The 13433-nt window shown below is 74.7% G+C and carries 13 protein-coding genes and 1 riboswitch; of the genes, 11 read left to right on the forward strand and 2 right to left on the reverse strand.

Annotated features, from left to right (window positions below; all coding sequences use genetic code 11):
• Positions 1–153: 153 nt before the first annotated feature.
• From AB1207_RS00090 to AB1207_RS00140, 11 genes are all read left to right on the forward strand, one after another.
• On the forward strand, positions 154–1260 hold the full coding sequence (locus tag AB1207_RS00090) for an LLM class flavin-dependent oxidoreductase (protein ID WP_367635745.1): 1107 nt from the start codon (positions 154–156) through the stop codon (positions 1258–1260).
• Positions 1257–2672, forward strand: coding sequence for an NtaA/DmoA family FMN-dependent monooxygenase (locus tag AB1207_RS00095; RefSeq protein ID WP_367635746.1), 1416 nt, complete (start codon positions 1257–1259; stop codon positions 2670–2672). The genes AB1207_RS00090 and AB1207_RS00095 overlap by 4 nt, the downstream gene beginning before the upstream one ends.
• A gap of 10 nt (positions 2673–2682) precedes the next feature.
• On the forward strand, positions 2683–3471 hold the full coding sequence (locus tag AB1207_RS00100; RefSeq protein WP_367635747.1) for a DUF1684 domain-containing protein: 789 nt from the start codon (positions 2683–2685) through the stop codon (positions 3469–3471).
• Positions 3468–4802, forward strand: a complete 1335-nt coding sequence (locus tag AB1207_RS00105) for a cysteine desulfurase (protein WP_367635748.1) — start codon at positions 3468–3470, stop codon at positions 4800–4802. Before AB1207_RS00100 ends, AB1207_RS00105 begins: the two co-directional genes overlap by 4 nt.
• A gap of 24 nt (positions 4803–4826) precedes the next feature.
• Positions 4827–5258: a Fe-S cluster assembly sulfur transfer protein SufU gene (gene sufU, locus AB1207_RS00110; protein ID WP_367635749.1), complete on the forward strand. Its 432-nt coding sequence runs from the start codon at positions 4827–4829 to the stop codon at positions 5256–5258.
• A gap of 38 nt (positions 5259–5296) precedes the next feature.
• Positions 5297–5785, forward strand: coding sequence for a GNAT family N-acetyltransferase (locus tag AB1207_RS00115; RefSeq protein ID WP_367635750.1), 489 nt, complete (start codon positions 5297–5299; stop codon positions 5783–5785).
• Positions 5782–6333, forward strand: coding sequence for a hypothetical protein (locus tag AB1207_RS00120; protein ID WP_367635751.1), 552 nt, complete (start codon positions 5782–5784; stop codon positions 6331–6333). The genes AB1207_RS00115 and AB1207_RS00120 overlap by 4 nt, the downstream gene beginning before the upstream one ends.
• A 2-nt stretch (positions 6334–6335) precedes the next feature.
• Positions 6336–6435: riboswitch (SAM riboswitch) on the forward strand.
• A gap of 5 nt (positions 6436–6440) precedes the next feature.
• Complete coding sequence (locus tag AB1207_RS00125; RefSeq protein ID WP_367636128.1) at positions 6441–6842, forward strand: rhodanese-like domain-containing protein; 402 nt, start codon at positions 6441–6443, stop codon at positions 6840–6842.
• Entirely contained in the window at positions 6839–8044 is a 1206-nt protein-coding gene (locus AB1207_RS00130) for an O-succinylhomoserine sulfhydrylase (RefSeq protein ID WP_367635752.1), read from the forward strand. Before AB1207_RS00125 ends, AB1207_RS00130 begins: the two co-directional genes overlap by 4 nt.
• 26 nt (positions 8045–8070) lie before the next feature.
• Positions 8071–9288, forward strand: a complete 1218-nt coding sequence (locus AB1207_RS00135; protein WP_367635753.1) for a cobalamin-independent methionine synthase II family protein — start codon at positions 8071–8073, stop codon at positions 9286–9288.
• Between the two features lie 16 nt (positions 9289–9304).
• The gene (locus AB1207_RS00140) at positions 9305–10114 is read left to right on the forward strand and encodes a class I SAM-dependent methyltransferase (RefSeq protein ID WP_367635754.1); all 810 of its coding nucleotides are present in this window, start codon (positions 9305–9307) and stop codon (positions 10112–10114) included.
• On the opposite strand, the gene AB1207_RS00145 is transcribed toward AB1207_RS00140, so the two are convergent.
• Positions 10050–11966: an FAD/NAD(P)-binding protein gene (locus AB1207_RS00145; protein WP_367635755.1), complete on the reverse strand. Its 1917-nt coding sequence runs from the start codon at positions 11964–11966 to the stop codon at positions 10050–10052. The two genes, AB1207_RS00140 and AB1207_RS00145, sit on opposite strands and share 65 nt — an antisense overlap.
• Before the next feature lie 189 nt (positions 11967–12155).
• The gene (locus AB1207_RS00150; protein WP_367635756.1) at positions 12156–13265 is read right to left on the reverse strand and encodes an ROK family protein; all 1110 of its coding nucleotides are present in this window, start codon (positions 13263–13265) and stop codon (positions 12156–12158) included.
• Positions 13266–13433: the final 168 nt, after the last annotated feature.

Here is a 13433-nt window from a genome sequence, read left to right on the forward strand (position 1 = left end):
GGACGCGGCTCCCGCGCGCCCGTTCGTCGCCGTGCAGCGCCGGCACGTGGACCTCTGCCGCACCCGCTCCGCCGTCTGTCGCTGACCCGCTCCGCCGCCCGGGACCTCTCCCGGGCGCCTGCAGCAGGTCACGACCACCCCGAGGAGCTCCCCGTGTCCCCCCGTCACCCCGCCCGTGGACCCCTGCGCTGGGCCGTCGAACTCGACGGCGCCGGCCGCCACCCCGCCGCCTGGCGCCTGCCCGGAGCCCGTCCCGGCGAGCTCTTCACCGCGGCGCACTGGCGACGCCTGGCCGCGACGGTCGACGCGGCGGACGTCGACCTGCTCGTCGTCCCCGACGCCTACCGCCTGCAGTCGGCCGACGAGCGCGACCAGCGCGGTCGCCTCGACGCGGTCGCCGTCGCCGCCCACCTCGCGCCGCTGACCCGGCGCACCGGGCTGGTGCCGGTCGTCACGACGACCCACTCGGAGCCGTTCCACACCCAGAAGGCCGTCGCGACGCTCGACCTGACGAGCCGGGGCCGCGCCGGCTGGCAGGTCGAGGTGTCCACCACGTCGGCCGAGACGGACCTGTTCGGCCGCAAGGCCGCCGCGCCGGAGGGGGAGCTGTGGCGGGAGGCCGCCGAGACCGTCGACGTCGCCCGCAGGCTCTGGGACTCCTGGGAGGACGACGCGATCGTCCGCGACCTCGCGACGGGCCGCTACGTCGACCGCGACAAGCTGCACTACGTCGACTTCGCGGGGGAGTTCTTCTCCGTGAAGGGCCCGTCGATCACGCCGCGCAGCCCCCAGGGCCAGCCGCTCGTCGTCGTGCCCGTGCGGCACGACCCCTCGCTCGCGCTGGCCGCCGCGGCGGCCGACGTCGCCCGGCTGGAGACGACCGAGGCCGCCCAGGCCGCCGTGTGGGCCGCTGCCCTGCCGGCCGCCACCGTCCTGCTGGACGTCGAGGTCCTGCTGCGCCGGGACGCCGCGGAGGCCGCCGAGGTGGCCGCGCAGCTCGACGCCTGGAGCCCCGGGCACGCGCCGCGGACCCTGCGGCACGTCGGGACCCCCGAGACGTTCCTGGAGCTGCTGGGTGACCTGCCCGACGGCGTGGGCGGGGTGGGCGTCGTCCCGCTGGACCTGCCGGTTACCCTCGACCTCGTCGCCTCCGACGTCGTGCCCCGGGTCGCACGTCCGGTGGTCCACGGCACCACCCTGCGGGAGCGCTTCGGCCTGTCCCGACCAGCCAGCCGCTACGCCGAGGGGGTGCCCGCGTGACCTCGCCCCGCCGCACCCCTCGCCAGGTCCACCTGGGCGCCCACTTCCCGGGCGTCAACCAGACCACCGTGTGGCGCGACCCGCGGGCGGGCAGCCAGACCGACCCCGCCTCCTTCGAGCACCTGGCCCGCACGGCCGAGCGCGGGCTCATGGACTTCTTCTTCCTCGCCGAGGGGCTGCGGCTGCGCGAGCAGGGCGGGAAGATCTACGACCTCGACGTCGTCGGCCGGCCCGACACCCTCACCGTCCTGAACTCCCTGGCCGCGGTCACGACGCACCTCGGCCTCGCGGGGACGATCAACGCGACGTTCAACGAGGCCGCCGAGGTCGCGCGGCAGTTCGCCAGCCTCGACCACCTCTCCGGCGGCCGGGCCGCGTGGAACGTCGTGACGAGTTCGGACGCGTTCACGGGGGAGAACTTCCGCCGCGGCGGGTACCTGGCCCACGCCGACCGGTACGTGCGGGCCCGCGAGGTCCTCGACGTGGCCCGGGAGTTCTGGGACTCCTGGGGTTCGGACGCCCTCGTCGCCGACCCGGTGCGCGGGGTCTTCGCGCGCGACGTCCGCGAGGTCGAGCACCACGGCCCGCAGTTCGACGTGCGCGGTCCGGGGTTGCTGCCGCGCAGCCCGCAGGGGCACCCCGTCCTGTTCCAGGCCGGCGACTCCGACGCCGGGCGCGAGTTCGGCGCGACGTACGCGGACGCGATCTTCACGATGCACGGGACGCTGGAGGCGGGTCGACGGTTCACCGCCGACCTGCGGGCCCGGGCCGTCCGCGGCGGCCGCTCGGGCGACGACCTGCGCATCCTCCCCGGGGCCTCCTTCGTCCTCGGGGACACCGATGAGGAGGCGCGGGACAACGCCCGTGAGATCCGGTTCCAGCAGGTCGGTCCGCAGCAGGCCGTGGCGTTCCTGGAGCAGGCCTGGGGCCGCGACCTCTCGGGGTTCGACCCGGAGGGGCCCCTGCCGGCGGAGGACCCCGACCCCACCTCCACGATCGTGCAGGGGCGGGCCCGGTCGGTGCAGGACCGGTTCGAGACCGTCCGGCAGTGGCGCGACCTCGCGGCCGCGAACGGCTGGAGCGCGCGCGAACTGGTCGTCGAGGTGTCCGGCCGCCAGCAGTTCGTCGGGACACCCGAGCAGGTCGCCGCGGAGATCGACGAGTACGTCCAGGCCGACGCCTGCGACGGCTTCATCCTCGTCCCGCACCTGACCCCGACCGGTCTGGACGAGTTCGTCGACCGCGTCGTCCCGCTGCTGCAGGAGCGCGGCAGCTACCGCACGCAGTACGCCGGGACGACGCTGCGCGAGCACCTCGGCCTGAGCCACCCGCACCGCACGTCCGGCACACTCGACCTCGCCCGCCAGCCCGTCGGCCAGCCCGCCCGTCATCCCGTCCGTCACCCCGCCTGAGGAGCAGCAGATGACCACCACGACGATCGACGAGGGGACCCTCGACGCCGCCCGCACCGCGTGGGACGCCTGGCGCCAGGAGCGGACCGCGACCCTGTCCACCCCGCACGGCTGGCTGAGCCTGACGGGTCTGCACTGGCTGGACACCGACGCGGCCGCGGTCGAGGGGTTGCCCGGACGGTGGGCGTCGGTCGACGGCGGCGTCGAGGTCACGGCCGGCGCGGCGGAGGGGATCGTCCACGACGGCGCGCCGGTCGACGGCACCGTCCGGATCGACACCGCGGAGGGGGCGCCGGGGACGCTCGTCGAGGTCGGCGAGCGCCGGGTCGAGGTGATGCAGCGCAGCGGGAACCACGCGCTGCGCGTGCGCGACCCGCAGTCCCCGACGCGCGCCGCCTTCACCGGTGTGCCCGTGTTCGAGTTCTCGGAGCGGTACGTCGTCCCCGCGGAGTTCGTGCCCCACGAGCAGGCTCAGGACGTGGTCACCGGCGCCGTCGTCGAGGGCCTGCAGCACCACCACCGGGCCGTGGGCGTCGTCCGCTTCGAGCTCGACGGCCCGCAGCAGCTCACCGTGTTCGCGGGCGGGACGGCCCTGTTCACCGACGCCACCAGCGGGGTCACGACGACGGGGACCACGCGGTCGGTGCCCGTGCCCACCACGCCGGGTCCGGTGGTGCTGGACCTGAACCGCGCGCAGAACCTGCCGTGCGCGTTCACCGACTTCGCGACCTGTCCGCTGCCGCCGGCCGAGAACCGCCTGACGGTGCCCGTCGCGGCGGGGGAGAAGGACCCGCGGTGACGACGGTGCTGGAGGGTTTCTCCCCGGCCGAGCTCTCCGCCCTGCGGGGGGACTTCCCGATCCTGTCGCGCACGACGCGGTCGGGGAAGCCGTTGGTGTACCTGGACTCCGGGGCGACGTCGCAGAAACCCCGTGCCGTCCTCGACGCCGAACGCCGGTTCTACGAGACCCACAACGCGGCCGTGCACCGGGGCGCCCACCAGCTGGCCGAGGAGGCCACGGACGACTTCGAGGCCGCCCGTGCCGCGATCGCCGGGTTCGTCGGGGTCCCCGCCGACGAGGTCGTCTTCACGAAGAACGCCACGGAGTCGCTGAACCTCGTCGCCCACGCGTTCAGCACGAGCACCGCGTACGCCGCCCGGGGTTCCGCGCCGGCGGGGCAGGCCGTCGACCCGCGGTTCGTGCTGGCCGAGGGCGACGAGCTCCTCGTCACCGAGGCCGAGCACCACGCGAACCTCGTCCCGTGGCAGGAGTTGTGCGCCCGGACGGGCGCGGTCCTGCGGTGGATCCCCGTGACCGAGGACGGCGTCCTGGACCTCTCCGGGCTCGACGCGCTCGTCACGGAGCGGACGAAGGTCGTCGCCTTCGCCCACGCGTCCAACGTGCTCGGCGCCCTCGCGCCGGTCGCCGACCTCGTCGCGGCCGCCCGCCGCGTCGGTGCGCTCGTCGTGCTCGACGCCTGCCAGTCCGTGCCGCACCTGCCCGTCGACCTGCCGTCGCTGGGCGTCGACCTCGCCGCGTTCTCCGGGCACAAGATGCTCGGTCCGTCGGGGATCGGTGTCCTGTGGGGGCGCGCGGAACTCCTCGCGGCCATGCCCCCGTTCCTCACCGGCGGGTCGATGATCGAGCTGGTCCGGATGGAGCGGTCGACGTTCGCGCCGGCACCGCAGAAGTTCGAGGCCGGTGTCCCGATGACGGCGCAGGCCGTCGGTCTGCACGCGGCGGTGGACTACCTGCGCGACCTCGGCCCGGACGGGACCGGCATCGCGCGGGTGGAGGCGCACGAACGCGCCCTCACCGCTCAGCTCCTGGCGGAACTCGCGGAACTGCCGTGGATCCGCGTCCTCGGTCCCCTCGACGCGGCCGACCGCGTGGGGCTGGTCTCCTTCGTCGTCGACGGTCCGGACCTGCAGGTGCACGCCCACGACGTCGGTCAGCTGCTCGACGACGAGGGGGTCGCCGTCCGCGTCGGGCACCACTGCGCGTGGCCGCTGCACCGACGCTTCGGGGTCGCGGCGACGACGCGGGTCAGCTTCGGGCCGTACAACCAGCCGTCCGACGTCGACGCCGTGCTGCGGGGTCTGCACCGGGTCCGCGACCTCTTCGGCTGAGGGCCCCGTGAGAACCTGACGCGCGTGGACCTGTACCAGCAGCTGATCATCGAGCACTCCAAGCGGCCCCACGGTGCGGGGTTGCGGGAGCCGTTCGCCGCGGAGGCCCACCACGTCAACCCCACGTGCGGGGACGAGATCACCCTGCGGGTCCGCCTCGAGGAGGCGGACGGCTCGCCGGTCGTCGGCGACGTGTCCTACGACGCGCTCGGCTGCTCGATCAGCCGCGCCTCGGCCTCGGTGCTGCACGAGCTCGTCGTCGGCCGGTCCGTCGCGGAGGTGGGGGAGCTGCGCGAGGCCGTGCAGCACATGCTCACCAGCCGCGGTGAGGACCCCGGCGACGAGGACGTCCTCGGCGACGCCGTGGCGTTCGCCGGGGTCGCGAAGTACCCGGCGCGCGTCAAGTGCGCGCTGCTCAGCTGGTCGGCGCTGGCCGACGCCGTGCTGCGGGCCTGACGAGTCGGACCGGCCGCAGCGGTCGTTACCGTGCCCCCGTGGAGATCCGCGACTACACCGACGCCGACTGGGCCGGCATCTGGCCCTTCTTCGACGAGATCGTCGCCGACGGGGAGACGTACGCGCTGCCGCAGGGCCTGCCGTCCGACCGGGCCCGGGCCGAGTGGGTCGGCGCGCCGCCCTGGGGCACGTTCACGGCCGTCGACGAGGACGGGGCGGTCCTCGGGACCGCGAAGTGCGGGCCGAACCGTCCCGGCGCCGGCTCCCACGTCGCCACCGCCAGCTTCATGGTGTCCCCGGCGGCCCGCGGCCGCGGCGTCGGCCGGGCGCTGGGCGAGCACGTCGTCGCCTGGGCGCGCGACCGGGGCTTCCTCGCGATGCAGTTCAACGCCGTGGTGGAGACGAACGCCGCCGCCGTCGCCCTGTGGCAGTCCCTGGGCTTCGTCGTCATCGGCACGGTGCCGCAGGCCTTCGACCACCCCGAGCACGGGTACGTGGGCCTGCACGTCATGCACCGGTTCCTGTGAGCGACCGACCGGACCGTCCCGACGGCGGGACCGACGGCAGCTGCGGGACGTGGTCCCCGCCGCCCCCGTTCATCGACTCCTTCGTCCTGCCCCACGTCGTCGTCCGCCGCACCGGGGCGGGGCACGGCGGACGGGCGGAGGTCCTGACCGCCCTCGTCGCCGCGCTGCCCAGGACGGGACCAGTGCAGGTGTGGACCGAACTGCCCCACGACCCCGCGGGTGGGGCGGGGGACGAGCTGGTCGCCGAGTTCGCCCGGCTCCGCGACGGGCTGGGTCCGCAGCAGCACCAGACCGTGCAGACCCGTCCCGACGACCGCGGCCGCAGCACCACCGTCGTGGTCGAGCACGGTCCGTCGCCGGACCTGCTGCGCAGGCTCGCGGACAGCCCCGCCGTCGCGGACGGGACCGTGCGCACGTGCCTGACCGACGAACGGTGCCAGGTCTTCCTGCGTCCGGTGGTCGAGGGCGTCGAGGTGCTGGGCACCGACCTCGCGGTGGTCCAGCGCGTCGCCGGGTCACAGTGCCCGGCCGACGATGCCCTACGCTGACCGGACCATCCAGAGCGGCCGAGAGACCTGGCTCGTCGACGCCGCAGCAACCCCGGGGACGGACCACGTCCCGGAGGGTGCTCATGCCAGGACCGATGGGAGGAACAGTGGGTTACGCCGGCGACCTCACCCCGCGTGAGGCCTTCGACCTGGTCCAGCGCGACCCGGACGCCGTCCTCGTGGACGTGCGGACCGAGGCCGAGTGGCGCTTCGTGGGGGTCCCCAGCGGCCTGGACCGCGACCCGGTCCTCGTCTCGTGGCTGCCCGTCGACGCCGACCGGTTCCTCGCGGAGCTGGCGGCCGTGGGCCTCACCCCGGGCACGGACCGCGCGGTCGTCTTCCTCTGCCGGTCGGGGCAGCGGTCCGTCGCGGCGGCCGACACGGCGACGGCGGCGGGCATCGCGCCCAGCTACAACGTGCTCGAGGGTTTCGAGGGCCCGCTCGACGCCGAGGGCCACCGTGGCGCCTCCGGCTGGCGGGCTGCGGGACTGCCCTGGCGGCAGTCGTGAGCGCACGGGACTGGCGGCCGGACACGGCCGCGGTCCGCGGCGGGCTGGCCCGCTCGTCGTTCGAGGAGACGGCCGAGGCCGTGTACCTCACCTCCGGCTACGTCTACGAGAACGCCGCGGCCGCCGAGGCCGCGTTCGCCGGTGACGTGGACCGCTACGTCTACTCCCGGTACGGCAACCCCACGGTCTCGGTGTTCACCGAACGGCTGCGACAGCTCGAGGGCGCCGAGGCCTGCTACGGCCTGGCCAGCGGGATGTCCGCGGTGTTCTACGCGCTCGCCGCGCTGCTGGGCGCGGGGGACCGGGTCGTCGCGGCCCGCAGCCTCTTCGGGTCCTGCTTCGTCGTCCTGGACGAGATCCTGCCCCGCTGGGGAGTGGAGACCGTGTTCGTCGACGGCGAGGACCTCGCGCAGTGGGAACGCGCCCTGGCCCCCGGCGCGCAGGCGGTGTTCTTCGAGACCCCGGCCAACCCCATGCAGACCCTCGTCGACGTCGAGGCCGTCGCGGAACTCGCGCACGCGGCCGGAGCGACCGTCGTCGTCGACAACGCGTTCGCCTCCCCGGTGGGGCAGCGCCCGCTGCGGTTCGGTGCCGATGTCGTCGTGTACTCGGCGACCAAGCACATCGACGGCCAGGGCCGGGTGATGGGCGGTGCCGTCCTGGGCACGCAGGAGTTCCTCGGCGGCCGGTTCCGGGAACTCACCCGGCACACCGGTCCCACGCTCAGCCCGTTCAACGCCTGGACCCTGGCCAAGGGTCTGGAGACCCTGAGCCTGCGGGTCCGGCACTCCGCGGCGAACGCGCTGCGGATCGCCGAGCACCTCGAACAGCAGTCAGGGGTCCGCTGGGTCCGGTACCCGTTGCTGGACAGCCACCCCCAGGTCGACCTCGCGCGCCGGCAGATGGACCTCGGCGGCACCGTCGTGACGTTCGAGCTCGACGCCCCGCAGGGTCGCGGCAAGGAGCGCGCGTTCGAGGTCCTCGACGCGCTGCAGGTCGTCGACATCTCCAACAACCTCGGTGACGCCAAGTCCCTGGCCACCCACCCGGCGACGACGACGCACCGCCGGCTCGGCCCGGACGGCCGCGCCGCCATCGGCCTGACCGACGGCGTCCTGCGCCTGTCCGTCGGCCTCGAGGACGTCGAGGACCTCCTCGAGGACCTCGACCACGCCCTCTCCCGCGCCACGCCGCGCGCCTGAACCCCCTTCCGAACGGAGCTCCACCCGTGACCAGGTCCGTCCCCGTCTCCCACGCCGGCAGCCTGCCGCGCACCCCCGAACTCATCGCCGCCAACGACGCGCGCTCGATCGCCGCCGACGGTTTCACCCTCGAGCGCACGCCCGAGTTCGACGCGCTGCTCACCGACGCCGTCGTCGACCTCGTGCGCCGCCAGCGCGACCTCGGCGTGACGATCGTCGGGGACGGCGAGTACGGCAAGGCGATGACGAGCGCCGTCGACTACGGCGCCTGGTGGTCGTACTCGTTCCAGCGCGTCGCCGGTCTGGAGGTGACGGGCGAGGACCTGTTCACGCAGCCGGTCGTGCGGTCCGAGCCCGGGAACGTCCGGCTGACGAGCTTCCCCGACCGCCGCGACTGGACGGTCTTCCGCGACGCCTACACCGACCCGACGTCCGGGATCTCCACGGGCAAGAACGCGACCGCGTTCCCGGCGACCACCGGGCCGCTGTCGTACACCGGCCAGGAGGCCATCGCCTCCGACATCGCCAACCTCAAGGCCGGTCTGGCCGCGGCCGGCCTGGAGGAGGGTTTCATCACCTCGCTGTCCCCGGGAAGCGGTGCGCGCATCTCCAACCGGTACTACGCCAGCGAGGAGGAGCACATCTGGGCGTGGGCCGACGTCATGCGCGAGGAGTACCGCGCCATCGTCGACGCCGGTCTCACCGTCCAGGTCGACGACCCCTCCATCGCCGAGAACTGGGACCAGATCAACCCCGAACCCTCCGTCGAGGACTACCGGGCGTTCACCCGGATCCGCGTCGAGGCGCTGAACCACGCGCTGCGCGGCCTGCCGCCGGAGCAGGTCCGGTTCCACCTGTGCTGGGGCAGCTGGCACGGCCCGCACACCACCGACGTCGAGTTCCGGCACATCGTCGACCTCATGCTGGAGATCGACGCCGGGTCGTACTCCTTCGAGGCCGCCAACGTGCGGCACGAGCACGAGTGGAAGGTCTGGCGCGACGTGGCGCTGCCCGCGGGCAAGAAGATCGTGCCGGGGATCGTCAGCCATGCGACGAACGTCGTGGAGCACCCCGAACTCGTCGCCGACCGGATCGAGCGGTTCGCCTCGGTCGTGGGCGCGGAGAACGTCGTCGCCTCCACCGACTGCGGTCTCGGCGGTCGCATCCACCCCCAGATCGCCGTGGCGAAGCTCGCGGCGCTGGGCGAGGGCGCCCGCATCGCCGGGTCCCGCCTGTTCCGGTGAACCGGGTGAGCCGGAGGTGAGCCCCACGAGCGGGCCGGCCGGGGACGCGGCCTGGGCCCTGTGGCAGGACTCGCCCTGGGGGCGGCTGCGCTACCACGTGGTGGCCCGCCTCCTGCGGTCCTGGACCGACGACCTCGGCGAGGGGTTGCGCGTCCTGGACGCCGGCGGGGGTGACGGTCGCGACGCGCTGCCCTTCGCCCTCGCCGGGCACGACGTGACCGTCCTGGACCGCTCGCCCGAGATGCTGGCGCTGGCCCGCGCGGCCGCGGCGGCCGCGGGTGTCGGGGACCGGGTGCACACGGTGGCGGCCGACCTAGAGGACCTCACCGCGCTGGCCGCGCTGACCCGCCACCGCGAGGGCGGGTCGGGGTCGTTCGACGTCGTCTTCTGCCACGACGTGCTGCAGCACAGGGCCTCCCACGCCCAGGTCCGGGCCGACGTCGCGACGCTCGTGTCGTCCGTCCGGCCCGGCGGGCTCGTCTCGCTGCTGGCGCCGAACCCGCCCGCCGACGTCGTGGCGACCGTCCTCGGTCAGGGTCCCGCGGCCGCGTGGGTGGCGCTGGACGCGGAACGGGCGAGCGACCCCGCCACCGGGCACACCGCTCTGCGCCTGTCGCCGGAGTTCGTCGAGGACGCTCTGGAGGACGCCGGCTGCGACGTCGTCGGCAGTGCCGGGGTCCTCGCGGTGACCGCTCTGCTGGAGGACGCCGAGCGGGTGGACGACCGGGTCGCCGCCGACCTCGAGGAGCTCGAGGTCGAACTCAGCGGACGCCCGTCGTTCGCCGGGACGGCGCGCTACTGGCTGCGCGCGGGCCGACGACGCTGACCGTCCCCAGCTGCAGGACGGCGCGGGCGACGCGGTCGTTGAGGCGGAAGAACCCGGCGTCCAGACCGGGCCGGGCGAACGCCGCCGCCCACCCGCCGCCCGCGACCCACGGGCCGACGGCGAACCGTCGCGGGTGGACCGTCCCGTCCGCGTGGACGAGCCGCTGCTCGGGGTCGACGACGAGCTTCCCGCCGGCGAGCTCGCGCAGTTCCCCGCGCCCGGTGAGGTGGCGCAGCAACGGGTCCGCGCTGGCGGTGACGCTCGCCTGCGGCAGCCGGGCGTCGACGAGCACGGTCGCGCTCACGGTGTCCGGGGAGTTCGCCGAGCGCGCCGTCCAGCACCCCCCGACCTCGTCGGGCGCGAACCGGACGTCCCCGCCGAGGAACCGGACGACCCCGGCGTCGGCCAGCGCCAGCAGTTCGGCGAGCCGCCGCGGGGGCGGGCCGGAGGCCACGTAGCTGAACAAGCCGTGCCACCAGCCGTCGACCTCGGCGACCGAGGCGTCGTCCAGCCGCCCCGCGTGGGCGAGCCCGGCGACGGTGACGTAGCCGGACAGCAGGGCGTGGAACACCGCCGCGTCCATGCTGAACCCCGGGTCCCCGCGGCGGGCGACGTCGTCGGCCACGTGCGCCCGGACCCGGTCGTGGACGGCGGAACCCGTCGGGGCGCGGAACCCGTCGAGCGGCCGGTCGAGCCGGTGCAGGTCGAACCGGTCCTGCACAGCGGGAACGGCCTGGGCCACGAGGGCGTCCAGGTCCGGGGACCCCCAGCCGGCGACGGCGAACCGGCGGTCGAACTCGGCCGCGTCCAGGGCGGTCCGCTCGGGGTGGGACCGGAACAGTTCCGCGTAGTGCGCCCCGGCGAGTTCCTTCGCCACGAGCGGCCAGACGTCCCGTCGCAGGTTGAGCCTCGAGTGCGACGGCAACGCCTCCTCGGTGAGGAACCGGGGCAGCACCGGTCGCTCCGTGAGCTGGTAGGTGATCTTCGAGCGGTAGGGGACCCCGCGGCGCGACCCCACGTGCAGCACCGGTTCCCGGCCGCTGGGGTGGTAGACGGGGCCGTCGGGGGTCTCCTCGAACCGGCCGCCCCGGCCCTGGGTCAGCAGGACGAGCAGGTCGACGAACGCCAGGCCCATGCCCGCGACGAGGACGTCCCGGCCCGGGGGCAGGGTCACCTCGTCCTCGGTCAGCCCGAGGTCGCTGGTGTAGCCGGGGGCGACGTACCCCAGGCCGTGCCGGTCGGCGAACTCCCGCGCCGCGACCTCACGGGGGCCGGGGACGACGTCGGGGTGGCCCTGGGCCAGGACGACCGCGTCCACGTCGAGGGTGGTGCCGTCCTCGAGGGCGACGTGCTGCCGGCCCGCGCCGTGCAGGGCGTCGCGCACGTCCAGCACGCGCGTGCGGTGGACCGTCAGCCGCACCCCCGCGGGCAGGCCGGCGACGACGCGGTCCCACGCCCAGCTCAGGTACCGGCTGCCGAGGGCGCGGGAGACGAACGTGCCCTCCTGCACGGCGAGGACCTCCCGGCGCAGGGCGTCCTGGCCCGCGCGGGCGAACTCCTGGGCGAGCTCGGCGCGGTGGGCGTCGAGCCAGGCGTACAGGGTGGGGCCCGTGCGGACGGGGCCCTCCAGCCGGGAGGAGGCGTCGGGCAGCACGGTGACGTCCGCGGCGCGGGAGTTCATCCAGAGCAGAGGGTGCTGGTCGGCCCGCCAGATGCGTCCGGCCCCCGCGGGGTGGGGGTCGACGACGTGCACGTCGACCTCCGCGCCGGACGCCGAGGCGTGGGCGGACAACCGGTCGAGCACACCGAGGGTGCGGGGACCGGCGCCGACGACGAGCAGGGTGAGGCTCACGGGGGCTCCTGAGGAGAGGCGGAGGGGGACTCCGGGGACATTCCTCAGCGACACGTGGCGGCGTGCGTGCGGCACAGATCGACGTGACGGCGGCGCACGAGCCGTCCGTTCGTCGTCCCCGCGATCCGCACGGCCCCAGCCTAGGCGAGTCCGCCGGTCCGGGCCCCTGCACGCTCCTCAGGGGGACCGTCAGGCGGCGGTGCGGCGGCTGCCGAGGACGAAGGTCTGGATCGCGGTGACGGCGGCGCCGCGGGCCCACTCGACGAACCCCGTCGGCTGCACCTCGAGGTCCAGCGGGCTCGCGTACCGGCTGCGGTGCTCCTGCAGACCCCGGTGCAGCGCGTCCTGGCCGACGACGGCGAGGCGGATGCCCTCGCCCGAGAGGATCACCTTCTCCGGCATGGTGAGGTTGCCGATGGCCGCCACGAGGACACCGAGGCCGTAGGCGGAGTCGTCGACGATCCGGCGGGCCAGCGGCTCGCCGGCGGCCGCGAGGTCGAGCACCTCCTCGTAGTGGACGGGGCGGCGCAGCGCGGCGGAGGCGCGCGACTCCACGGCCGCGACGGTCAGCAGCGCGTCGGCGCAGCCCTGGTGCCCGTCGGGGCACAGCGGTCCGCCGGGCAGCAGCGGGAAGTGCCCGAGCAGACCCACCCCCGCGTCGGGCCGGTCCAGCACCTCGTCGCGCACGACGAGGCCGTACCCGAGCCCCTCGCCGATGGTCACGACAGCGAAGTGGCGGCAGCGGCGCGCGGAACCGAACCACTGCTCCGCGCGCGTGAAGGACAGGAGGTCGTTGTCGACGACGACCGGCAGGCCCAGTTCGGCCTCCAGGTCGCGGCCGAGCGGGACGTCCTCCCAGCCCAGGAAGCTCGCGTTGAGGACGTGACCGCCCTCGCCCACGAGGCCACCGAGGGCCACGCCGACGGCGCGGACGTTGCCCGGCCCGACCAGGCCGTGCTCGGCCACCACGGCGCGCACCAGTCCGGCGACCGTCTCGCGGACGGCTTCGGGGGAGGAGTCGGGCAGGACGGCCTCGGCGGTGCCGAGGACGTTGGCGCGCAACGAGGTCAGCACCACGTGGACGGTGGTGGCCGTCAGCTTCACGCCCACGAAGAGGTGGGAGGTCTCGTCGACGTCCATGGGGCGGGTGGGCCGGCCGGTCACCGGGTCGGGGGCCTCGCCGATCTCCTGGAGCAGGCCGGAGTCCAGCAGCGGCCGGGACAGCCGGGTCAGGGTCCCGGCCGACAGGTCCAGCCGCCGGGCCAGCTCGCTGCGCGGCAGGGGCCCGTCCAGGAGCACTTCCAGCGCGATGCTGTGGGCCGTGCCCGTCAGGGGTGTCCAGGCCGCGGGCGCGGCGGGTGCGGGAGCGTCGATGGTCCGCCTCCTTCGTCGGAGCCAGATCGTACGCCTGGGAGTGTTGGTGCGGAACTCACTTTCGGAACTTCACCCGCTCCGACACCGTGACGT

This window comes from Kineococcus endophyticus, assembly GCF_040796495.1.
In the GTDB taxonomy this organism is placed as follows: Bacteria; Actinomycetota; Actinomycetes; order Actinomycetales; family Kineococcaceae; genus Kineococcus; species Kineococcus endophyticus.